This is a genomic window from Winogradskyella sp. 4-2091 (assembly GCF_045765065.1).
Taxonomy (GTDB): Bacteria; Bacteroidota; Bacteroidia; order Flavobacteriales; family Flavobacteriaceae; genus Winogradskyella.
Genome location: NZ_JBJKOD010000010.1, coordinates 1 through 25,141, shown reverse-complemented (window position 1 = coordinate 25,141; position 25,141 = coordinate 1). Strand labels below are relative to the sequence as shown.

The 25,141-nt window shown below is 33.4% G+C and carries 13 protein-coding genes and 1 tRNA gene; 7 read left to right on the top strand and 7 right to left on the bottom strand.

Translation table 11 applies throughout. The features are described from left to right. Positions 1-6: 6 nt before the first annotated feature. From ACJBCC_RS13005 to der, 3 genes are all read right to left on the bottom strand, one after another. A complete protein-coding gene (locus ACJBCC_RS13005; protein WP_407557406.1) occupies positions 7-2,787 on the bottom strand; it encodes an outer membrane beta-barrel protein in 2,781 nt (926 codons plus the stop codon). Between the two features lie 94 nt (positions 2,788-2,881). Beyond that, positions 2,882-5,308 (bottom strand): T9SS type B sorting domain-containing protein, encoded by a 2,427-nt coding sequence (locus ACJBCC_RS13000; RefSeq protein WP_407557405.1) that lies wholly within the window; start codon positions 5,306-5,308, stop codon positions 2,882-2,884. Positions 5,309-5,314: 6 nt separating this feature from the next. Then, positions 5,315-6,619, bottom strand: a complete 1,305-nt coding sequence (der, locus tag ACJBCC_RS12995; RefSeq protein WP_299103405.1) for a ribosome biogenesis GTPase Der — start codon at positions 6,617-6,619, stop codon at positions 5,315-5,317. Between the two features lie 365 nt (positions 6,620-6,984). On the opposite strand from der, the gene ACJBCC_RS12990 reads away from it, so the two are divergent. The 5 genes from ACJBCC_RS12990 (at position 6,985) to ACJBCC_RS12970 (ending at position 18,812) form a co-directional block, all read left to right on the top strand. After that, positions 6,985-9,102, top strand: a complete 2,118-nt coding sequence (locus tag ACJBCC_RS12990) for a LysM peptidoglycan-binding domain-containing protein (protein ID WP_299103404.1) — start codon at positions 6,985-6,987, stop codon at positions 9,100-9,102. Between the two features lie 191 nt (positions 9,103-9,293). Next, positions 9,294-15,443: a gliding motility-associated C-terminal domain-containing protein gene (locus ACJBCC_RS12985; protein WP_407557404.1), complete on the top strand. Its 6,150-nt coding sequence runs from the start codon at positions 9,294-9,296 to the stop codon at positions 15,441-15,443. A gap of 15 nt (positions 15,444-15,458) precedes the next feature. Further along, complete coding sequence (locus ACJBCC_RS12980) at positions 15,459-16,397, top strand: type IX secretion system membrane protein PorP/SprF (RefSeq protein WP_299103402.1); 939 nt, start codon at positions 15,459-15,461, stop codon at positions 16,395-16,397. Positions 16,398-16,407: 10 nt separating this feature from the next. Next, positions 16,408-18,291 carry an OmpA family protein gene (locus tag ACJBCC_RS12975; protein ID WP_299103401.1) on the top strand — a complete coding sequence of 628 codons (1,884 nt, stop codon included), beginning with the start codon at positions 16,408-16,410 and terminating at the stop codon, positions 18,289-18,291. Between the two features lie 20 nt (positions 18,292-18,311). Continuing rightward, the gene (locus ACJBCC_RS12970; RefSeq protein ID WP_299103399.1) at positions 18,312-18,812 is read left to right on the top strand and encodes a GTP-binding protein; all 501 of its coding nucleotides are present in this window, start codon (positions 18,312-18,314) and stop codon (positions 18,810-18,812) included. 45 nt (positions 18,813-18,857) lie between these two features. Here ACJBCC_RS12970 and era read toward each other — a convergent pair whose 3' ends face one another. The 4 genes from era to proS form a co-directional block, all read right to left on the bottom strand. Continuing rightward, positions 18,858-19,739 (bottom strand): GTPase Era, encoded by an 882-nt coding sequence (era, locus tag ACJBCC_RS12965; protein ID WP_299103397.1) that lies wholly within the window; start codon positions 19,737-19,739, stop codon positions 18,858-18,860. 391 nt (positions 19,740-20,130) lie between these two features. Next, positions 20,131-20,382: a 30S ribosomal protein S20 gene (gene rpsT / locus ACJBCC_RS12960; protein ID WP_299103395.1), complete on the bottom strand. Its 252-nt coding sequence runs from the start codon at positions 20,380-20,382 to the stop codon at positions 20,131-20,133. Between the two features lie 23 nt (positions 20,383-20,405). Continuing rightward, positions 20,406-20,477: transfer RNA gene (locus ACJBCC_RS12955), tRNA-Glu, on the bottom strand. Between the two features lie 108 nt (positions 20,478-20,585). Beyond that, the gene (gene proS / locus ACJBCC_RS12950; protein WP_407557403.1) at positions 20,586-22,064 is read right to left on the bottom strand and encodes a proline--tRNA ligase; all 1,479 of its coding nucleotides are present in this window, start codon (positions 22,062-22,064) and stop codon (positions 20,586-20,588) included. 100 nt (positions 22,065-22,164) lie between these two features. On the opposite strand from proS, the gene ACJBCC_RS12945 reads away from it, so the two are divergent. After that, positions 22,165-23,175: a hypothetical protein gene (locus ACJBCC_RS12945; RefSeq protein ID WP_299103391.1), complete on the top strand. Its 1,011-nt coding sequence runs from the start codon at positions 22,165-22,167 to the stop codon at positions 23,173-23,175. 35 nt (positions 23,176-23,210) lie between these two features. Next, positions 23,211-24,737, top strand: coding sequence for an OmpP1/FadL family transporter (locus ACJBCC_RS12940; RefSeq protein WP_299103388.1), 1,527 nt, complete (start codon positions 23,211-23,213; stop codon positions 24,735-24,737). Positions 24,738-25,141 lie beyond the last annotated feature (404 nt).

The window sequence follows — 25,141 nt, the reverse complement described above, 5'->3', positions numbered from 1 at the left end:
ACTACTCTAATCAAAGAAAATAATATCTCCATCGCTTGTATTTCCCTTATTACCAAGGCTATTAAACTTATAACTGAGGCTCAACATAAAATACTGACGTAATACTGTACTTTGACTATCCTCAATATAATCTTGAGTAGCTATTCGTCTAGCATTAGTATTTTGATTTAATAAATCGTAAACTTTTACAGTTAGGATTACTTTCTCTTTAAAAATACTATACGCTAAACTTGAATTCCAAAACCAAGCACTTTTTTGAAAACCATCTGCGACATTTGGGTTATAATTGAAATTAATATCATTTCGCCATTCTAAATTTTTAGGTAAAAATGTTGCCGTTCGCAAGCCAGCATTGTGACTTGTAAATTCCCTATCTTCAAAAGATTCTATATCATATGCGTTATTAGTAAAACTAAGCTGATAATATGGTTTTATCTCCATGACCTTATCCCAAAGAAAATCTATACCAAGTCTTGGCGAAATAGTCCTTACTTCACTAGAATATTTTACATCGTTATTAAAGTTAATACGCTTATTAAAATTATAACGCGTTCTAATTGCCAACTTTATGGTTCTTAAAGTATCTATTTTAAAGTCTTTAGTGTAATTGCCTGTTACGCCATAATTATAATTACCATCTACGTTTTCATAGGTGGTTGTTCTTTTTAATGTTTCGGCATCAACAATAGTTTTAGATACGACTTGATTATTACTAATATTAGCATTAAAATTCGCATAAAATCCTGTTCGTTTTTGCCAATCAAATCCATTATAACCTCCATAAAAACTATGTCTATTTGAAGGTTCTAAATTTGGATTTCCTATTACAGTAACCAATGGATTGGAAACATCTTCAAATGCTTGTAATTGTCTTAATCCAGGTGGTCTATTACTTAACCTATAATTTGCGTAGATTGAAGACTTAGGGCTAAACCTATAATTAATTCTGTAATTAGCTTCAATGTTTTCAAATCCTCTTTCTACATTAAATTGTGGTCTTAATAAATCTTCGTTTTTTAAGGTTCTGAAATTGTAGCTCATTTTAAAATAAAGCGATAGCTTCTCTCCTCTATAATTTGCTCCTATGGTTGGTACATTTCTAATATCTGAATATTTAAAATCTGTACTTAAGTCCGTATTAAAATCAGAAAAATCTTGGGTTCCATTGTTAAAATCAAACGTACTCTCCAAATTATTATCTATATCTTTTGCATACTCGTATTCAAAATTTAAAAATAGTTTTTTAGCCAATAAAGCTATTCTATAAGACAGTTCTGCAGACACACCATAACTAAAATTATCGCCTTCTGTAAACTGGTTTCGATCTATTGTTTCTGGGTTACTACCAAATACTTCTGTATTAGAATTTAAAAAATCTTCACTTTCCTGATCATTTATATCAGTTTCTAATTCGAACTTAAAATAAGATCCCTTATTACCTACTCGTTTTGTTGCTGAAAACACATTAGAAAAAGTTTTGGCATAGCTTTCTACAAAGGAATTAACATCAGATTGATTGGTTAACACAAAATCTTCATCTAGAGTTTCTTCGTTATTTAAATACCTTGTTTGTGATTTTGAATAACCAAAAGAAGGTTCAAAACTAATTTGAAAGGTAGAATCTGTTTCAATTTCAAATTCTAAATTCATAGAATGATTATAAGTATCATTATCTGAATTTGAATCTGAATTTGTAAAAAACCTAGAATCTGATAAAATTGTTTCGCGCTGTGTTGAAGATTCATTTTTAGAATTACTAGACGCATAAAAATAATCGGAAGCTATATCTGTGTTTTCTCCGATGACGTCAGCATAATTAACACCAACATTTTGAGATGATGTAATACCTTGTCCTCCACCAAATGATCGACCTCCTAAAGAAAAAGATCCGTTACTATTAAATGAGATTCCACCTCCACTACCAAACATTTTATGAATTTCTCCGAAACTAAAGCCAGGAGAATTTGTATTGTTTCCGCCTGCAAGTACACTAATTCTCCTATCATTGTTAAATAGATTTACCATACCTGCAAACTCATAACGTTCATCAGTACCAGCACCTGCTGAGACACGACCAAAAACACCTTTATTATTCTCTTCTTTTATAGTAAGATTAATCGTTTTATTTTCTTTATCACCTTCTTCACCTGTAAAAGCCTCTGACTTTGTTTTTGTATCTACAACCTGAATTTTCTCTATAATATCCTTAGTTAAATTCTTGGTTGTAATTGTAGGATCATTACCAAAAAACGGCTTACCATTTACTAATATTTTATTAACAGGTTTACCGTTCACTTTTATATTGCCTGCTTCATCTACCTCAACACCTGGTAACTGTTTTAACAGATCTTCTACATTGGCATCCTTTTTAGTTTTAAATGATTTTACATTAAACTCTAAAGTATCTTTCTTAATCGTTATTGGTGCAGTTGACTTAATTAATACTTCGCCAAGCTGGTTTTCGAGCTTTAATGAAATTGTTTTAAGATCAATTTTCTCTTTATCAATTGCTATTTTTTTAAAATAAGTTCCATAGCCTACATAAGAGACGTAAAAATTTAAAGCAGTATCGTAAGTTGAACTCTCTATTTTAAATTTCCCATCCTTGTCAGAAATTGTGTATGATACTACTGTACTATCTTTGATACGCTGTAAAAAAACTGTAGCCGATTCTATAGGATTATTAGAGTCTTCAGCCTTTAGTAAGCCAGTAATTTCAAATGATTTTTCTTGTGAAAATGTGAGTAACGAAAATAGAAATGCAAAAACTAAAAATAGTTTCTTCATATTAAATAATTGGTTGATTGATAGATTGTTGATTGATTCTTTAAACGTACTAAAATAAAAAATTGTATGAAAATTATAAGCTAATTATTTCAATCTATCTTTTTAGAGAAAAATGACCCGAGTTAACTCTTCCATCTAATAATTCAGCTACAAACCAATAATCATCTGTTGCCATTAACTTTCCGTTATAAGAACCATCCCAAAACGGATTTTTTGAACTCAACACCGTAATTAATTTACCATAGCGATTAAATATAGTAACACTTTCTATAACATTATCCTCTAGAGAAACGCCTTTTATTTGCCATACATCATTTATAGTGTCTCCATTTGGTGTGAAAAACTTAGGAAATCCTAAAACAGAAATTTCTGCAGATACAATACCGCAATCAGCTTTAATATCTTTTACAAAAACGTCATGTAAACCTGATGGTACATTTTCAAAAATAGGAGATATTTGATAAATGCCATTCTCGCTATCTAACGAATATAAATATTCACCTTCGCCTGAAACTAAAACAGTAATGGTATTGTTTTCTGATAAATCAATTACCTCTATACTTTCAACCTCAGCAGTATTTGCTGGCAATACAGTAATTACTCTTTCATTTGTGCAACCTAATGGTTTTGTCACTTCTACAGAGTATGTTCCAGGCTCATTGACTTCAATAGACATTGTTGTTTCTCCTGTTGACCAATTGTAATAATAGTTATTTGGAATATCTTCAGCAATGCCTCCATTAAGCCTTATTGTTTCAGGATAACTATTGGTACAATAATATACAATGTTGTCTTCCTCCAAAATTGGAAGACTTTCTACAACTAAATTAATTTTCGCAATACTATAACAACTTCCGTTTTGTTCTAATCTTGCATATACTGTTTGGTTATATACCTCAGTATTTGTGTAATTACTTGCTATTTCATTCTCTTCAACTAAAGCATCATTATAAGTTTCATAGTATCCTAAGATTGAAATATCAGAAGCTTCATTGTTTAAAATTTGCGCATTTGCTAAACTCAAATCAAAGTTTACTAAACCTGTTTCGTTGATGTTATCGCACTCACTTAAAGTAGCAATATTTGCTATCGTTGTATTAACAGACAGTGTCACTTCGGCAATATTACTGCATCCTGTTGTGGTATCTGTTGCCAATGCATACACAATTTGATTATTAGCCAAGTTAGTATAGGATTGGTCATCTATTGAATTAAACAAGTCAATTGAATCATAAAAATCTACCTCAATATTTACTAAACTACCAGAGACAATAACATCATTATAATCGCTTAACTTAAAGTTTGAAATTCCATCCATGACATCATCCTCACATTGAGTAATAACCACATCTGAAACTTCTGGATTCGTAAAAATTGTCACCGTATAAGGTACTCTAGTGTTAGTTGCACAACCTTGAACAGCTGGTAATAACCAAAATGTAGTGGTCCCATTTAGATTAACATCATATTCTAATCCAGAATTAATTGGAACTGCTCCATTTTCATTTTCGAACCACCAAACATCATCGGTTGACGTTTCTACAGTTAAATTATAAAAACCTTCACCACAGTATGAAACCGGATTGCTCGTAACTCTAGGCATTATTAAAGTACTGCTCGCAGATAAATCAATCTCAGGTTCATTTGGCAATCCACCAAATTCTACAATATAACCTTTGGGATGATATGGACTACCAGGATTAATATCTCCTTCATTTCCGAGATCGTTCCAAGATCCCGAAACACCAATTGATGGATCTGTGATATGCGCATAATTTTCATCATTAAAGTCGTTTGGCTCATTGGTATTCCAAAATGCAAACATATCATTAGGTGCAAATCCATTAGATACACCTTGCCAAAAAACTTGACCAGCTTCTGGTCCTGTCATCCATTTCCAAACACCTTCAGTTTCTTCATCAGAACCACCTATCCATCCTGTACCAGCACTTTGTGCACCAGTCAATTGAGATTCTTCTTCTGTTGTAATTGTTGCTAAATATCCTTGTAATCCAAAATAATCTTGAGCAGCAGCTGCGTCTCTCGCTTCTGTCCAAGTTATACTTGTAGCTTCAACATAAAAATAATAATGACCTGTACTTGGTAAGTAATTAGCATTCCCTAAGTTGATTGAAAATTGCCTGTTCTGAGTAAAAATCGTTTGACTTGTTTGAAACATTACATTTTCAATAGCTGCAGAAAATTCTTCAAACGTAGCAGGACCAATAAGCGATAAACGGCCTTGCGCAATATCCCAACCAGAGGTAATATTTGAATGACTACCAAATAATTCTAAAACATCTTGTCCCAATTCATAGCCTTCTGAAATCTGAATAAAAACCTGTGATAACGTTGTATCTTCTGGGTTTTGATCGGTAATAACCGCAGAACTAACAATTGGAACAGATACATTAGCGCAATACGTTTGACCACCTGTTATACTTATTTCTGGAGGTACATTTTGCGAATACCCACAATAACTTAGAAATAATATAATAGTGTAGACCAACTTTATTTTCATGTGAAATTATTTTTTTCGCATGTAAACACTCACTGGCACACCATTAAAATCAAACTGATCACGCAATTTATTTTCTAAAAAACGCTTGTAAGGTTCTTTCACATACTGTGGCAAATTACAGAAAAATGCAAATTGCGGTTGTGGTGTTGGCAACTGCATTATATATTTAATTTTTACAAATTTACCTTTATAAGCTGGTGGTGGTTGATGCTCAATAATTGGTAATAATGTTTCGTTTAGCACACTCGTTTTAATACGTTTTGCTCTATTTTGGTAAACTTCAACAGCCGTTTCAATAGCTTTAAATATACGTTGCTTATTCAATACTGATATAAAAACAATAGGCACATCTGTAAAAGGTGCTATTTCATTTCTAATATGCTTCTCAAATTCTTTAGCTGTTTTTGTAGATTTCTCAACTAAATCCCATTTATTGATAAGTATTACAATTCCTTTTCTATTGCGTTCAGCCAACCAAAAGATATTTTGTACTTGCCCATCAAAACCACGAGTAGCATCAACTACGACTAAACAAACATCACAATGTTCAATAGCTCTTACACTTCGCATTACAGAGTAAAATTCTAAATCTTCTTTTACTTTAGATTTACGTCTTATTCCTGCTGTATCTACTAAGTTAAACTCAAAACCAAATCGGTTATATTTAGTATCAATAGCATCTCTTGTGGTACCAGCAATATCAGTAACGATATAACGGTCTTCACCAATTAGTGCATTTATAAAAGAAGATTTACCTGCATTTGGTCTGCCAACAACGGCAAAGCGTGGCAATTCATCTTCCTCAACCTCTTCTTTTTCTGGTAAAGCCTTAACTAAAGCGTCTAGCAAATCTCCTGTTCCACTTCCATTAATACTTGCTATCGCAAAATACTCACCTAAACCAAGTGAATAAAACTCAACAGCATCTTCTAATCGTTTGTTGTTATCTACTTTATTGACCACCAGAAAGACTGGCTTTTTTATTTTTCTTAAAAGTTGAGCAACATCTTCATCCATGCCTGTAACACCTGTCTCAACATCTACCATAAAAATAATAGCATCTGCTTCTTCAATAGCCAACTCTACTTGCTTATCAATTTCTGCTTCAAATATATCATCACTACCAACAACATATCCACCAGTATCAATTAGAGAAAATTCTTTTCCGTTCCAATCTGTTTTTCCGTAATGTCTATCTCTAGTTACACCACTAACGGCATCAACTATAGCCTCACGTCTTTTGATAAGACGATTAAAAAAGGTTGACTTACCAACATTAGGACGACCAACTACAGCTACTATACTACTCATTATTTATTATTTAAGACGACAAAGATAGTACATAAGCATTACTAATTGTTAACTATTAGAGGTCTTTTAACTAGACAGAATTAAAAACAAAATATCAATCTAAATAAACGAGATAATTACAGAAAAAATATTGTTAATATCCTGTTGATAACAAGTCTTAAATAAAACTATAACACTTATATTTTTAGTAATTTTAATGTTTGTATATATAATGGTTTTTTTTATCATCAAACGTAAGGCAATTACTGCTTAAATCGCTCAAGAGTTCGCCCCTTTTCTTGAATACTTATCACGATGAAAACCAAGCAAAATTGCACTTGTTTACTTGATTCAAGTGCTATTAAGTAATTAAAATTCAAATAAGAATGGGGAAATATTTTATGGTGATCATAGTTTTGATTTTAGGATCTAAACTGGCAACTGCTCAACAAGATAATATTGTCCATTCGATACAAAAAGGAGAAAGTGTTTATCAGATTTCAAGACAATATGGAGTAAGCGTTAATGCTATTTTTGATCTTAATCCTGGTTCTAGAGACGTAATTTATGCTGGTAGAACATTACTAATTCCTAATTCTTCAACTAATAACACGACCTCAACAAATACTGAAGTTACTGCAAATGGTATTTCTAATTACGAAGTACAACGAGGAGAAACTAAATCTGGACTTTCAAGGAGATTTGGTGTAAGCATAGCCATGTTAGAGCAACAGAATCCTCATATCGTTAGGATGCTGCAAGCAGGACACATTATAAATGTTGATAATACAATTGCAGAGCAAGCACCAAAGGCTGGCCCTGGAGAACACATTGTCGTTAAAGGAGAAACTTTATGGGGAATTGCCAGAAACAATGGTATAAGTGTAGCACAATTAGAAGCGGCAAACTCTAGTCAACTTTCAGAGTTTTTGCAAATAGGACAAACACTTATCATACCTGACCAAAATTCCGTTATAACTAATGACGGAGAATATTTAGTACAAAAAGGAGACACTAAATTTGAGTTAGCAAGACGTTTCAATATGACGATTGCTGAGCTCGAAGAAAACAATCCACATATTGTAGACATGTTAATGGCAGGTCATCGCATAGACACCAACAAGCCAAACAGTATAACTAGTATTGATACCGAATCTAATACAACAGAAACAAATACTGTAACCGAAACGAACATTAGTAATACAGAAGGTGATTACATTGATTACACTATTCAACCTCAGGAAACACTTTATGGTTTATCTAGGAAGGCTGGCATGTCTATGGAAGACCTTATGACATTAAACCCTAGCTTGAGAGATGCTGTTAACAAAGGTGACATTATCAAAATGCCTAGAAACCCGAATCAGAACACGCAATCTACTGCTGTTAATTTAGATAATACTACCAATGAAATTCTTGTAAATACGAGTAATAGAAATGCGCAATTATTTTCAAATTTAAATACTGAAACCACAACAGGTTTATATTTTTACACACCGTTTTCTAGCCAAGAGCTTAGTTCTCCGGAGGAAAGACAAAACATGGTTAACGCAGATCCTGACCAACAATTTTACATTGATTTTTTCCAAGGTGCTCAAATTGCTATTGATTCTGCTAAAGCTCTAAATTTAGATTTTGATGTTACTTTAATTAAGAAAAACATAGCCAAAACAAAACTTGACATCAATAGTACACACCAAAAAAATGTACTTCTTGTTCCTTTTTTAGACAATCCATCACATTTTCCTAAAATTAATTCTAATGAAGATGTCGCTGTAGTTGATATAGAATCTAATTTAGTTGCTAATGATAGTAGCCAAATCTACAAAACAATACCTAGTGATGAGTTTCAAAAAATTAAAACTTTAAATTATTTAGCATTGCAAAATGCTAGAGTAATTGTAGTAAGTGAAGAGGAGGAATCTAAGAATAAAGTGTTAGTACAAAGTATTATTCCTAACGCAAAATTTTTAAAAGTTGATAATTCAGGAAATTTTAGTCCTAATGTATTAGAAAATGCTTTAAGTACTAATAAGCTAAATTATGTAATATTAGATAGTGATAAAACCAGTGTGTTTCTAAATTCAACTACTGCATTAATGAGCAAATTATCGAATTATAATATTGAACTAGCCTTATTAGAATCTGCTTTAATACCAAAACAAGGCCAAGTTTCCGATATGAGATTTCGTGTTTTAAAACTTATCTTCCCTTCTGTTTTAGACCCTCAAAACAAAAAAGATATCAAGGATTTTAAACGTAGTTATAAGGATGTATTCGAAATAGCACCATCGAGACATGCTATATTAGGGTTTGATATTACATTGGATATTTTACTGAGATTAGCGCAAAATACTTCATTTGAAGAAACTGCTAATAATATCGTAACAGAACACCCTCACTTAAGGTTTGAATACAAAAAATCTAATGCCTCAAATTATTCTAATTCAGGTCTTCATTTGTTACAATACAATTCAAATGAAGGATTAATAGAAGTAGATTAACACTTTTAACCAAAGAAATAAAAAAATACTTTAAAACTGTCATATTTTAATTTTGCTATGTAAACGCTATTTACATATATTTGTTTCCCCCTTAATCTTACAAATTAGCAAGACAACGATTTTATTTTGAACTTGCTGTTCTTAATCCATGGCATCGATTTCAACTAAAAGTAATTATTTAAATTTTTTTAATGAAAGCCAAAAAGTACAGTTTTAAAAGTTATTCTATACTATTAGCGTTTCTTCTTATTTCAATTTCAGGTGTTTTAACTAGTGTTAATGCACAGTGTCCTACGGTTACAGAAAGCAATCAGATTTTATGTAATACCCAATCTGTTTTAGTAGGTGATTTAATTGCTACAGATAATGGTGGTGGTATTGTTTGGTACGATACTGCGACTTCAACAATTCCTCTGTCTAATTCGGACAATCTTATAAATGGTGAAGATTATTATGCAGATGATAGCACTGGTACATGTGGTGCACGTCAACGTGTAGATATTACAATATATATTCAACCAATTGGTGACAATTTTCAAGGTTTTTGTGTAGAGTCGGCATCTCTAGCTACTGTTGGAGATTTGGTCGCTGCAGGAAATGATGTACAATGGTATTTATCATCAACAGGAGGAATACCGTTAAATAATACTGATGTGTTAATAGATGAAGCTATTTATTACGCTGATCAAGCAATTCCTGACGGAAGTTGTAGAACATCAAGGCTTGCCGTTCTAGTAAATGTAGGTTTAAATCCTACACCTACTGGAGACATGATTCAAGAATTTTGTATCTCATCTGGTTCAACACCTACTGTAGGCGATTTAGTAGCTAGTGGTAACAATAATTGGTACATATCACTCTTTTCCTCTTTTCCTTTAGCTCCAACAACACCATTAATAAATGGACAAACATATTATGCAACAACTGTGGATCCTCCTTGTGAAAGTCTCGGAAGATTAAGTGTATTAGTTCTTCTGGAAACTGGACCTGATGCTGGTAATGATGGTATTTTAGATGTATGTGAAAACGAAACAGGCACAACTTATGATTTATTTTCTTCTTTAGGTGGTACACCAGAAACTGGTGGTAATTGGTCACCTGCATTAAATAGTGGCACGGGTGTTTATAATCCTAATCTCGATACTTCTGGAGTTTACACATATACTGTACCTTCAAATAACAGCTGTCCTGATGATTCCGCAACCGTAACAGTGTCAATTATTGATGCGCCAAACGCAGGTACAAACAGTTCAGAATTACTCTGTAGTATAGACAGTTCTATCGATTTATTTTTAAGTTTAGGTGGTACACCAGAGGCTGGTGGTATTTGGTCGCCTGCTTTAGCTAGTGGAACTAGTATTTTTGATCCAGCTGTTGATCCCTCAGGAATTTACACCTATACGGTAAGTGGAACTTCTCCTTGTGCAGATGCCACATCAACCGTTGATGTAACTGTAAATGATTTTAGCGATGCTGGAGAAAATGGTAGTGTTGAAATATGTGACAATGTTGGCACTATAGATTTATTCGATAGCCTTGGAGGAACACCAGATACAGGAGGAACATGGTCACCTGCTTTGAACAGTGGAACAGGCATTTTTGATCCTTTAATTGATCCTGCTACAGTATATACTTATACCTTTCCAGATACCATACCTTGCCCTGGAGATTCTGCTACAGTCACAGTGGTTATTAATTCATTATCTGATGCCGGATTAAACGGTGTCCTAGAAATATGTAGCAATGATTTAACTATCGTAGACCTATTTTCTAATTTAGGTGGCTCACCTGAAACTGGAGGATCATGGTCGCCTGCCCTTTCAAGCGGAACTGGCGTTTTTGACCCAGCGGTTGATGCTCCGGGAATTTACACATATACAATTACAGGTACTGCGCCTTGTCCTGATGTTTCAGCTGAAGTTGAAGTTATAATTATTGAAGAACCTAATGCTGGTCAAAATGCCACATTAATTCTATGTGACAACGAAGGAATAGTAGATTTATTTACCACCTTAAACGGTACTCCAGATGCAGGTGGTGTTTGGTCACCTGTGCTTAATAGTGGCTCAAGTTTATTTGACCCATTGATTGATGCAGATGGTACTTATACGTATACAGTTACTGGAACTGATCCTTGTGCTGATGTTTCTGCGACCGTAACTATATCAGTTTCTGCATTTGCTAGTGCTGGACTAGATGGTGCCGTAACTGCATGTTCTGAAGATGGATTAATTGATTTATTTGATAGTTTAGGTGGTACACCTACTACAGGCGGTGTTTGGACACCTGCACTTAATAGTGGCTCAGGATTGTTTGATCCATTAGTTGACCCAGAAGGTATATATACTTATACCACAACAGGAACAGGACTTTGTCCTGACGATACTGCAACTGTAAACGTATCAATAGAGGTTTCGCCAGATGCTGGTCTAGACGGAACATTAATCTTATGTAGTTTAGATTTTAATGCAGATTTATTTGATAGTCTTGAAGGCACACCTCAAACAGGAGGAGCTTGGTCGCCATCGCTTAGTAGCGGCACAGGAATATTTAATCCAAATTTAGATACAGTAGGAACCTACACTTACACTATAACCACAGTTAACTGCGGAAATAGTACAGCTACTGTTTCCGTTAGTGTTGATGACGCTAATCAAGCTGGAATTAATGGAATTGTAGAAATTTGTACAAATGATGCAGCAATAAATCTTTTTGATAGCTTAGGTGGTTCGCCAGATTTAGGAGGCATTTGGTCTCCTACTCTTAATAGCGGAACTGGCATATTTGATCCATCCATAGATTCAGCTGGGACTTACTCTTATACTGTATCTAATAGTACCACAATATGTCCTGATGATAGCGCAACTATTACAGTAATATTTCCTCAAGAATTAAATAGTAGTAATGACGGAACCCTCAATTTGTGTAACAACACGGCTACAGTAGACTTATTTAATAGCCTTACAGGTGTTACTCAAACCGATGGAACTTGGTCTCCTGCACTTAGTAGTGGAACTGGTATTTTTGATCCCAATGTTGACCCAGAAGGTGTGTATACCTATACCATTTCAAATATATGCGGAATGAGCTCTGCGGATGTTACGGTAACATTTACTAATTTAAATGATGCAGGAACAGATGGAACTATAGAGTTGTGTGCAACAGATTCTAGTATAGACCTATTTAATAGTTTAGGCGGTACACCAGATTCTGGAGGAACATGGTCGCCTGCACTTAATAGTGGAACTGGAATTTTTGATCCAAGTTTAGATAATGGCGGTGTTTATACGTATACTGTATCTAATACTGATTCATTATGCCCTAGTGTTACAGCAGAAGTAACTGTTAATGTGATACAAGGTCCAGACGCTGGTAACAACGGAACTTTAAACTTGTGTAATAGTACTACGTCTTTAGATTTATTTGATAGTTTGGCGGGAACACCTGAAACTGGTGGAACATGGTCGCCAGCATTAACGAGTGGAACAGGAGTTTTTGATCCTAACATAGATCCTGAAGGTGTCTATACATACACATTAACTAACTCATGTGGTACTAGCTCTGCGAACGTTTCAGTCTCTTACTCAGATTTAAATGATGCAGGCACAAATGGTACTTTAGAATTATGTGAATCCGATGCAACTATAGATTTGTTCAATAGCCTAGGTGGCACTCCACAAGTTGGAGGAACATGGTCTCCAACATTGGCAAGTGGCACAGGAGTTTTTAATCCTGCTATCGATGCTTCAGGCACATACACTTATACGATATTTAATAGTGCGTCTGACTGTCCAAGTGCAGAAGCCAATGTCATAGTTACTGTTACTGAAAGTCCTAACGCTGGTAATAACGGAACTTTAAACTTATGTAACAGTACAGCAACAGTAGATCTTTTTGATAGTCTTGCAGGAACTCCAGAAACAGGAGGAACTTGGACTCCTGCATTAACAAGTGGCACAGGTATTTTTGATCCAAACATTGACTTAGAAGGCACTTACACCTATACATTAAATAATTCATGTGGAATGGACTCAGCTGAAGTTGTAGTTACATTCTCAGAATTGAATGACGCGGGAACAAATGGATCTATAGTACTTTGTAATACAGACACTTCTGTTGATTTATTTGACAGCTTAGGAGGAACACCTAATACAGGAGGACTATGGACACCTGCTCTAGTTAGTGGAACTGGCATTTTTGATCCGTCAATAGATGCAGCCGGAACATACACATATACCATTTCTAATAGTGCATCTAATTGCCCAACTGCAACTGCAGAGATAACAGTAACAATAGATCAATTAGCAAATGCAGGAAACAACGGAACACTTAACTTATGTAATAGTACAGCGACTGTAGATTTATTTGATAGTCTTTCTGGTATTCCTGAAATGGGTGGAACTTGGTCGCCTGCACTTACAAGTGGAACAGGAGTTTTTGATCCAACTATTGATTTAGAGGGAACTTACACATACCAAATAACTAATTCATGTGGTACAAGTTCAGCTACTGTAACAGTAAATTTCTCTGCTTTAAATGATGCAGGAACAGATGGCTCTATTGAGTTTTGTAATACTGATCCATTAACAGATTTATTTAACAGTTTAGGTGGCACACCTCAAGTTGGTGGTACATGGTCTCCAGCACTCGCGAGTGGTACTGGAGTCTTTAATCCTGCAGTAGATTTAGCAGGCACCTACACTTATACAATCTCAAGCAGTTCATCTAGCTGCCCAACAGCTACGGCAGATGTAGTAGTTACATTTACAGAAGGACCAGATGCTGGTAATAATGGAATACTAGACTTATGTATTTCAATAGGATCTGTTGACTTATTTGATAGTCTAATAGGCACGCCTGAAGGTGGCGGAACATGGTCTCCAACACTAACAAGCGGCTCAGGTATCTTTGATCCTAATTCTGATTCAGAAGGTATTTACACATACACAATCACTTCATCGTGTGGCACAAGTTCAGCAACAGTTGATGTTACTTTTTCTACAGAAAATAATGCAGGAACAAATGGAGCAATCGAATTTTGTATTAATGATTTACCTAGTGATTTATTTGACAGCTTAGGAGGTACTCCCGAAACTGGAGGAACTTGGTCGCCAGCACTGTCAAGTGGAACTGGTGTTTTTGATCCAGCTTTAGATGCAGAAGGAACATATACCTATACCGTTTCTAATAGTTCGTCGTCATGTCCACCAGCAACCGCAGATGTGGTGGTTACTATAAATACAATACCAAGTGCTGGTAGTGATGCCATTCTAAATATTTGTATAGACAATACCAACCAAGTTGATTTATTTGACAGCTTGGGAGGTGCACCTGTAGCAGGTGGTACATGGTCTCCAGCTCTGGCAAGTGGAACTGGAGTTTTTGATCCTCTCGTTGACGCTACAGGAGTTTATACCTACTCAATTATCACGGTAGAATGTAATATAACGAGTGTAGCTACAGTTACAGTAGACATCGTAGATTTCCCTGATGTAACTGGTCTAACCATGGAAGTTCAAGATGATAATGTAGTGTGTATAGGCCAAGAAGATGCTATTATTAATATTACTGGAGCTACACAATTAGCTGATGGTAATTATGCCATTGTATATCAATTAAGTCTTGCCAATTCCTCTACCAATACAGTGGTAATTTCAGTGGTCAATGGTACAGCTTCATTTACTATACCACAATCATTATTACAGAATCCTGGTGAAACTGAAGTAGCTTTATCTCAATTATTCTTACTTGGTCAAACTTGTAATGCAGACACAAGCTTTGTTAATCCTATTAAAATATTTGTGGAAGAAATTGAAACTCCAGAACTTATTGAAAATGGAACCGAATTTTGTGCAGAACAAGAATCAACCATTGCAGATTTATCTAGCAATGTTGTACAAGGAGGTAATATAGTATGGTATGATGAGCCTATAAACGGAACGTTATACTCTACAACAACAGAGTTACAAGAGGGTGTTATTTATTATGGCGCAATTAGATCTACTAATGGTTGTGAAAGTAATATTAGATTAGAAGTAAGTATTAGTTTTATTGAGTGTATAGGAGATTTATTAATTCCTGATGGTTTTTCACCAAATGGAGATAATATAAATGACGTTTTTGATATTCTTTTCTTAAATGATCTTTACCCAAATTTTAAACTGAGTATTTATAACAGATATGGTAATATACTCTATGAAGGCGATATTAATACACCTAAATGGGATGGTACTTGGAAAAACAACAATACCGTTCTACCTGTAGGTGTTTATTTTTATATACTTGAATTTAATGATGGCATTACAGAAGCTGTACAAGGACGAGTCTATTTAAATAGATAATTATGAAACTTTAAAATGATCAGTAAAATAAAAACATATAGCATAACAATTATAATTCTAGTTTTAGGGTTATTTTCTCATGCGCAGCAAGATGCTCAGTATACACAATACATGTATAATATGAGTGTAATTAATCCTGCTTACGCTACAGATGATAGTTCTAAAATGAATTTAGGTTTACTATACAGATCTCAATGGGCTAGATCCATTGGAGGACCAACAACCGCCACTTTTTTTGCACATTCAACCATAACAGATCGTTTAGAAGGAGGTATTTCTTTTGTACATGATGAAATTGGAGATGTCGTTAAACAAACCAATGCATATGCAGATATTGCTTATGTACTACCCGTAGGTCAGACTACAAAACTTTCCTTTGGCGTTAAAGCCGGAGCGACATTTTTCAGCACTAATTTTGATGGCTTTGTATATTCTGACCCACTACCTGATCCAGCATATGCTGAAAACATTAACCATATTTTTCCAAATATTGGAGCAGGGTTGTTTTTATTCTCAGAACATTATTATTTAGGGCTTTCGGCTCCAAATTTATTAGAAACTAAATATTTACAAGAAGACAGTGGAATTGTAACAGAAGGTGTAGATAAAATTCATGTATTTTTTACAGGTGGGTATGTTATCGATTTTGGAGAAAATTATAAATTTAAACATGCATTTATGGCAAAACATGTGGATGGCGCACGTCTATCTGTAGATTTAACCGCAAATGTTTTAATTCACAATAAAGTAGAATTTGGCGTAGGTTACCGCTTTGAGGATTCGGTAAGTGGCATGATGAATTTTACAATGACTGATGCTGTTAGAATAGGATATGCCTATGACCATACTTTATCTAACTTAGGTCGTTTTAATTCCGGATCTCACGAAATATTTTTATTATTTAATATTGGTAAACTTGGGAAAGGTTACGATAAATCCCCAAGATTTTTCTAATTAAAAGCAAATGAAAACGATTAAACAATATATTCTATTAGCAACACTTACAATTAGTGTATTTTCTTTCTCACAATCTAAGAGCAAGGCAGATATGCTATACGAAAATAGAGCCTATGTCGAAGCTGCTGAAATCTTTACAAACTTGCCTAAGACTGCAACTAATTTAGAGAAACTTGGTGATTGCTATTATTATAATTCAGAGTTTGCTAATGCTTACAAAGCCTATAAACAAGTTTATGATTTAAAGGATAGTGCAGAACTTACTGATGAATTCTATTTTAAATATTTTGATGTTTTAAAAGGCATTAAAAAGTATGACGAAGCGGATGAGATTACTACAAATCACTTGAACAATCCTTTTAATACCAAAAGTTTTAAATCATTGTTAAAACGAATTATCCCTTACGAATACGAATTAGTAAATCTTACTTCAGATGTTGGTGGGTCTAGTTTTGGTGTAGGACTAAAAGGTGACAAAATTGTATTTGCTTCAACAAAAAACATTAAGAATCCAAACTATCAATGGAATGGTAAACCTTACTTAGATCTATATGAAGCTAAAGTTTCTATAGGAGACACCATTACTTTAGATAGTATTTTACCTTTAAGTAAAAAAATAAACACAGTAAAACAACATGAGAGTAATGCCGTTTTTACCAAAGACGGAAAAACAATGTATTTCTCAAGAAATCTTAAGAAAAGAATTGATTTAGATTCTACTAAGATAGCTGTTGTCAGTATTTTTAAAGCTGAATTAGTGGATGATGAATGGAAAAACGTTGAAGCTGTATCTTTTTCTAGTAATGAATATTCTACAATGCATCCAGCATTAAACGAGGATGAAACTAAATTGTATTTTTCAAGTGATATGCCAAATACTTTAGGTTCTTTTGATATTTTCTATGTAGATATTTTAGGTGATAATTCTTTTGGTGAGCCTGTAAATTTGGGAAATAACATTAATACTATTAGACGAGAACAATATCCATATATTGCTAAAGACAGTACATTGTACTTTGCCTCAAATGGTAAACATGGCTTTGGTGGTTTAGATTTGTTTTCTAGCTCGGTAAGAAACGATAAGTTTTTAGATGCCCTTAATTTAGGAGAAACTATTAATAGTGAAAAAGATGATTTTGCCTTTGTAGTAGTAGACTCATTAAATACAGGATTTTTATCCTCTAATAGATCTGGATTAGATAATATCTATACCTTTAAAAGAATAGATACAGAACGTACTTACTTTATAGAAGGGTTGGTAACAGATAAAGTTACAGGTGATATTTTACCAAACACAACCGTTACTTTATTTGATAAAGACGGTAATGTAGTGGCAGAACAAGTGGTAGGTGCAGATGGTAAATATAAATTACCAACTCTACCTAATCAGCAATACTCAGTTGAAGGTTTTCAACCTAAATACATACCTCAATTAGAGTATTTTGATACGAATGATAAGGGAAATATAGAATTTAACATTGAGCTCGAAATTGAATCTTATAAGGATGCTGAAGATATCGTCACCGATGATGATTTTGGTAATACGTTTATTCAACTAGAAAATATTTATTTCGATTTTGCTAAATGGGATATTAAGCCTCAAGCAGCAAGTACCCTCGATGTATTAGTTGCACTATTAGTTAAATATCCTAGAATGGAGATACAACTTGGTGCACATACGGATTCTAGAGCAGGCTTTCAGTTTAACCTAGACTTATCTGATAAACGTGCTAAATCTGCACTAGAATATTTAGTTCAAAATGGTATACCTCGAGAACGTTTAACATCAGTAGGATATGGTGAAACTAAACCATTAGTTCCATGTGGAGATAATTGTACAGAAACAGAACACTCTATAAATAGACGTGTCGAGTTTCTTATCTTAAAATAAAATTTTAGTCATTTCATGATATGGCGTTATCAAATAATATTGTATTAAGACCGCGATTTAAATATGACATACCAACAAATAATGATATCCTATTAAATGCATTTGAAAAATTAAAAACTTCACAATCTAAATTTGTTGTTAGTCGAATTGACGATCATGTATTTATAAAATTCAAGAAGAAAGATCAACATTTCTGGTCACCTCAATTGCATCTAGAAATTAATATCGAAGAAAAAGATAAGTCCGTAATTCACGGTCTTTTTGGACCCACCCCAACTGTATGGACACTATTTATGTTTCTACATTTTGTGGTGGCAGGCCTATTTACAGGTTTTAGTATATGGACATATACTAACTATACACTTAAAAGCAATTATTCAATTCAATTTTTCTTAGCACTTTTAATGATTCTAGTTTGGTTTATTCTATACTTTGCAGGACGAATAGGAAGAAGTAAAGGCATGCCTGAAATGCATCAATTGAATAACTTTATGAATGAAGTTTTAAATCCTTATCGCTAAGCATTGAATCTTTAAGAAAAATACGTTAGTAACAACTAATCAAGTCTATTTTTGATTGTACCCAAAACGCTTCAACTGATTCTGGTTGCTTCTCCAGTTTTTATTCACTTTAACATAGAGTTCTAAATGCACTTGCTTACCAAAGAATTTTTCTAAATCTTTTCTAGCTTCTACTCCTACTCTTTTTAGAGCAGATCCTTTATGACCTATAATAATTCCTTTTTGAGTTTCTCTCTCTACCATTATTACAGATCGCATTCTAATAATATTTTCTTCTTCAAAAAACTCTTCTGTATCTACTTCAACTGCATAAGGAATTTCCTTTTTATAATGCATCAAGATTTTTTCTCTAATAGCTTCATTTACAAAAAAGCGTTCTGGCTTATCTGTTAACTGATCCTTAGGATAAAAAGCAGGAGATTCTGGTAATAGTTCTATAATTCTATTAAATACGTTCTGTACATTAAAACCTTCTGTGGCAGAAATTGGAAAAAATTCAGCATTTGGCACTTTGTTTTGCCATAATTCTGATTGCTCCTCTAGTTGTTCTTGATTAGATTTATCAATTTTATTCAGTAGTAATAAAACAGGAATTTTTGAATTTTTAATTTTATTAAAGAATGCTTCATCCTTTAATTCCTTCTCACCAATTTCTACCATATAAATAAGTACATCTGCATCATCAAATGCAGACTTTACAAAATCCATCATTGAAGATTGTAATTCATAAGCCGGTTTAATAATACCTGGTGTATCACTTAAAACGACCTGAAAATCTTCGCCATTCACAATACCTAAAATACGATGTCTAGTCGTTTGGGCTTTAGACGTAATTATGGATAATTTTTCGCCTATAAACGCATTCATTAATGTTGACTTTCCAACATTAGGATTACCGATGATATTTACAAAACCTGCTTTATGCATACATTAAATTTTATACAAAGGTAGCACTAATTTGATGACATTTTAAAAAAGTGACGATTAGTAATTAAAGTATTGAATATCTCACAGAACCTAAATACTTATATCGAACCGTAACAAACCCTTATAGAAGTTCTATATCCAAATCAATGCTCTAAATAAATTCTACTTTATAAGTCTTATTTACAAGGTTCACAGTCTCTTTGGCAAACCCATTAGACTTATTTACGATACAAGTACAACCTAAGTGCTTATAAAGACTGAGATAGGTGCTTAACAAATATTATGAATTATCGCTTTTAATATTTATTAAAAAAGAAAATATAGACTCTGTAAAAACAAAAAAGTCTTTCCGTTGAGGAAAGACTTTTCAATATCTTAGTAGAAACTACAACTAGATTGCAGCAACATATTTAGTTAATTGTGACTTTAAGTTACCAGCTTTGTTAGAATGGATGATATTCTTCTTTGCTAACTTATCTATCATACTGATAACAGATGGTAACATTGTTTGAGCTTCTTTAGCATCAGTGATTTCACGTAACTTTTTTATAGCGTTACGAGTCGTCTTATGGTGATACTTATTAAGTACACGTCTTTTTTCGTTACTTCTAATTCTTTTTAAAGCTGACTTATGATTTGCCATTATATTTATTCTTATTAAAATTGTAGCCCGTAGGGGAATCGAACCCCTCTTACATGGATGAAAACCATGCGTCCTAGCCGATAGACGAACGGGCCATTTTGGTTATTAAATGATTTAAATGAACCTACAACGTTTCCATTGCGGATGCAAAAATACAACTATTTTTAAATTCTGCAACACCTAATCAATTTTTTTTAAAAAAATTAATAAGCCTTAGCAAAAAGCACACGCTGAGTTGATGGTTTACCACTGTAAATACAGGCACCTTCCTCCTTTTTATTATTCATAGGTATACAACGAATAGTTGCTTTTGTTATCTCCTTAATTTTCTGTTCTGACTCTGCAGTTCCATCCCAATGCGCAGAAATGAACCCAGTTTTAGTGTCTAATACTTTTTTAAACGATTCAAAATCATTTACCTCTGTAATATGTTCATCTCTATATGTCAATGCCTTATTAAATAATTCATTCTGAATTAATTCTAGAAGATTCTTTATAACAGTAGCTAAACCATCCATTGGAACAATCTCCTTTGTTAATGTATCACGTCTTGCTAACTCAATCGTATTATTTTCTAAATCTTTCGGTCCAATGGCAATTCTTAATGGCACACCTTGTAATTCATGCTGAGCAAATTTAGCTCCTGGTCTATGCGTTGTTCTTTTATCAAATTTGCAACTTACACCTAAAGCTTTTAGTTCATCTATTATACTTTCTGCTTTCTCGGTGATTGCATCAAATTGCTCATCGCTTTTATATATAGGTACAATAACGACTTGAGATGGTGCCAAATTTGGAGGTAAAACCAAGCCTTTGTCATCACTATGTGTCATAATTAATGCTCCCATTAGCCTTGTAGAAACACCCCAAGATGTTGCCCATACGTGATCTAACTTACCTTCGTTATTCGTAAACTTAACGTCAAAGGCTTTTGCAAAATTTTGACCTAAAAAGTGAGATGTACCTGCTTGAAGTGCCTTTCCGTCTTGCATTAAAGCTTCAATACAATACGTTTCTACTGCACCTGCGAAACGTTCACTTTCAGTTTTTACACCTTTAATTACAGGAATAGCCATGAAACCTTCGGCAAATTTGGCGTAGACATCATTCATTTGTTCAGCTTCTACCAATGCTTCTGCTTTTGTAGCATGAGCCGTATGTCCTTCTTGCCATAAAAATTCTGCTGTACGCAAAAATAGACGTGTACGCATTTCCCAACGCACTACATTTGCCCATTGATTGATTAAAATTGGTAAATCTCTATAACTTTGTATCCAGCCTTTGTATGTATTCCAAATTATGGCTTCACTAGTAGGTCTTACTACAAGTTCTTCTTCTAATTTTGCTTCAGGATCTACTCTTAACTTACCTTCATTGTCAGGATCGTTCTGTAATCTATAATGTGTTACTACAGCACATTCCTTAGCAAAACCTTCTGCATTTTTTTCTTCTGCTTCAAATAAACTTTTCGGAACAAATAAAGGGAAATAGGCATTTTGATGTCCGGTCTCCTTAAACATCTTGTCTAACTCTGCTTGCATTTTTTCCCAAATAGCATAACCATATGGTTTAATAACCATACAACCTCTAACTGCTGAGTTTTCAGCTAAATCAGCTTTTACAACTAATTCATTATACCATTTAGAATAATCTTCAGCTCTACTAGTAAGATTTCTACTCATTTTTTATGTTTTGGCACAGATATTGTGCTTATGTTAAATATTAAAATAGTTCAACAAAACTAACTATTTTTACATTGTTCAACAATTAAATAAAAAAGATATGCAAACTAAAACTTTTACACTCAAAAAAATGCCTTTTATTGTTGTACTCGGTTTAACTACTATTCTCACTTCTTGTGGTTCATTTCAATACGCAGGATACGATAATGACGGTATTTATTCTACGGATGCAAATGAAACCGAAGAACCAGTTGTAACAACTTCAACGAATAATTCTAATTATTATAAAAATTACTTTGCTGAGAATTCTGCAGAAATGGATGCTATTAGCGAAGAAAGTGAAATTTTTACGGATATAGATGCTTATGAAAGTGATTATGTTGAAACTGCTCAAGACACTATAGAACAACAAACACCTTATGGTGGTTGGGGACAAAATAGTAATTCTGTAACGATTAATTATATAGATAATGGCTGGTATGGCTACAATTCACCATGGATGTGGAATGGAGGCTTTGGATACGGATTTAATCATTGGGGTAGACCTTGGGGAATAGGCTGGAATAATACTTGGGCTTATGGAGGATATTACGGCTACGGCTTTGGGTCACCTTGGTTCTTTTCTGGGTATGCTTATCATAACTATGGTTTTGCTAATGGTTATCACGGAATACGTAATAGATATGCTTACAATAATTCTAGAAGAGGATTGTTATATAATAATAGCTTAAGTAGAAGAACTAACACTACATTGTCTAGAAGAAGTAATTCAGCGCTAGCTAGTAGAAATTATTCTACTAGAAGATTAACTAGATCTACAGCCACAACAACTAGAAGCTCTGGTTTAAGAAGTGCTAATCCATCGTCAAGATCGACTAATGTAACAAGAACGACTAGACCAAGTACAAGATCTTCAAGATCATCTACGTCTAGCAGAACAATTAGAACAACGACGCCGTCTAGAAGTAACTCAAGATCAACTACAACGAGATCATCTCGATCATCTAGAAGTTCCTCATCAGGAAGCGTAAGATCATCATCTTCGAGTTCTAGGTCTAGTGGTAGCAGTAGAAGTAGTAGTTCATCTAGCAGCAGAAGAGGAAGAGGATAGACTTGAGTTTAATTCCAAATTTTAAAAAAATTATTATGAAAAAGTTACTTATGTTAAGCATAGGCTTGTTAAGCTCGTCCTATATTTTAGCTCAAGATATTACAGATGCTGTACGATATTCTATGGATGAAATCCAAGGTACCGCAAGATTTAGAGCCATGAGTGGAGCGTTTGGCGCATTAGGTGGTGACTTATCTAGTGTAAACATTAATCCTGCTGGATCTGCTATTTTTAATAATAGCGAAGTCTCCTTATCATTAGGACTGTTTAATAAAAAAAATGATGTAAGTTATTTTAATGGATTAAACAGTTCATCAAATTCTAATGTTGATTTAAATCAGTTAGGAGCAGCATTTGTATTTAAAAATGCGAATACTAATTCTAAATGGAGAAAATTTACGTTAAGTATTGCATACGATCGTTCTACAGATTATGATGACGAATGGGTAGCTAGTGGTACCAATACAACCTCTATAGATAGCTATTTCTTGTCCTTTACAAACAATAACACTATTCCTTTTGGAATCTTGAAACTCCTTCCTGGAGAATTTATTGAAGATGCTTATGCAGATATCGGTACATTACAAAATGGATATTCTATTCAACAAGCATTTTTAGGTTATTGGTCAGGTATTTTAGATCCTGAAAATTTGGATGATGAAACTAACAATGATGAAACTAATTACTTGTCTAACGTCGCTTCAGGTAATTTTAACCAGAATTATCTTTATGCATCAACTGGTTATAATGGAAAATTAGCTTTTAATTTTGCTGCTGATTATAATGAAAAAATATACTTTGGATTAAATTTGAATAGTCACTTCATTAACTATGAAAAATTAACTCGACTTAGAGAAACAAACAATAATAGTGGGTCTATTGTAAACAATATTGCTTTTGAAAATCTATTAAACACTACAGGTAGTGGTTTTTCTTTTCAATTAGGTACAATTGCTAAAATTACTAATGATTTAAGAGTAGGTTTATCATACAACTCTCCAACATGGTACAGAATTAGTGATGAATTATCTCAAGGTATTGACTCTAACAATGCAGATCCTGAAATTAGCTATATTGGCAACATTATTAATATTTATGAAGAATATAAATTACAAACTCCTGGCAAAATTACTGGTAGTTTAGCATATGTCTTTGGTAAAACTGGATTAATTAGTTTTGATTACTCTGTAAAGGATTATACAAATTCAAAATTTAAGCCTTCAACTGATATTTTATTCTCAAATCTAAATAATCAGATAAATAATGAATTAACGACTTCGGCATCTTATAAACTTGGTGGAGAATATCGATACAAGCAAGTAAGTTTTAGAGGTGGTTACCATTTCGAAGAAAGTCCGTATGAAGATAACGATTTTTATGGTGATTTAAATGGCTATTCTTTAGGTTTAGGTTACAACTTTGGAAATTTTAATTTAGATTTTGCTTACAGTCAGTCGCAAAGAGATTTTAATCAACAACTTTATAATACAGGTCTTACTGATTCTGCATCATTACAATCTAAATACTCAGATTTCATTTTGACTTTAGGTTTTGATATCTAATAAAGTAAATCATAATTAATTTACAGCCAGAGGATTTTAATTCTCTGGTTTTTTTTATTTTATAGATTATTGCTTATGATGAAAGCCTATCTATTTAGCTCAAATAAGAACTTATATTGGTAGTAGAAACTCTAAGTTAAAAATGACTCCAAGACAACATCAAAATGTTCATACCCTTAAGAATGAGTTAGTAGACAATACAACTGTATTGATTATCTAAATTAATAAGTCCTTCTTAACGTATTGTCTGTACAATTAAATATGTAAACTAAAAAAGGCCCAAACATTTTACATGTTTAGGCCTTTTTATATCGTTATTCTCCTTTATTCTTTATCGTTTCAAGGTAAAATGGGCTTTAAATTCTTTACGGATATCAGTACCTGGCTCGTCATACTCTACTGTG

Excerpts from the sequence above, each read along its gene's own strand:
- ACJBCC_RS12970 (WP_299103399.1), top strand. The coding sequence starts at position 18,312 with ATGGCGTTATCAAATAATATTGTATTAAGACCGCGATTTAAATATGAC.
- ACJBCC_RS12990 (WP_299103404.1), top strand. The coding sequence starts at position 6,985 with ATGGGGAAATATTTTATGGTGATCATAGTTTTGATTTTAGGATCTAAA.
- rpsT (WP_299103395.1), bottom strand. The coding sequence starts at position 20,382 with ATGGCAAATCATAAGTCAGCTTTAAAAAGAATTAGAAGTAACGAAAAA.
- proS (WP_407557403.1), bottom strand. The coding sequence starts at position 22,064 with ATGAGTAGAAATCTTACTAGTAGAGCTGAAGATTATTCTAAATGGTAT.
- der (WP_299103405.1), bottom strand. The coding sequence starts at position 6,619 with ATGAGTAGTATAGTAGCTGTAGTTGGTCGTCCTAATGTTGGTAAGTCA.
- ACJBCC_RS12985 (WP_407557404.1), top strand. The coding sequence starts at position 9,294 with ATGAAAGCCAAAAAGTACAGTTTTAAAAGTTATTCTATACTATTAGCG.
- ACJBCC_RS12975 (WP_299103401.1), top strand. The coding sequence starts at position 16,408 with ATGAAAACGATTAAACAATATATTCTATTAGCAACACTTACAATTAGT.
- ACJBCC_RS12980 (WP_299103402.1), top strand. The coding sequence starts at position 15,459 with ATGATCAGTAAAATAAAAACATATAGCATAACAATTATAATTCTAGTT.
- era (WP_299103397.1), bottom strand. The coding sequence starts at position 19,739 with ATGCATAAAGCAGGTTTTGTAAATATCATCGGTAATCCTAATGTTGGA.
- ACJBCC_RS12945 (WP_299103391.1), top strand. The coding sequence starts at position 22,165 with ATGCAAACTAAAACTTTTACACTCAAAAAAATGCCTTTTATTGTTGTA.
- ACJBCC_RS12940 (WP_299103388.1), top strand. The coding sequence starts at position 23,211 with ATGAAAAAGTTACTTATGTTAAGCATAGGCTTGTTAAGCTCGTCCTAT.
- ACJBCC_RS13000 (WP_407557405.1), bottom strand. The coding sequence starts at position 5,308 with ATGAAAATAAAGTTGGTCTACACTATTATATTATTTCTAAGTTATTGT.
- ACJBCC_RS13005 (WP_407557406.1), bottom strand. The coding sequence starts at position 2,787 with ATGAAGAAACTATTTTTAGTTTTTGCATTTCTATTTTCGTTACTCACA.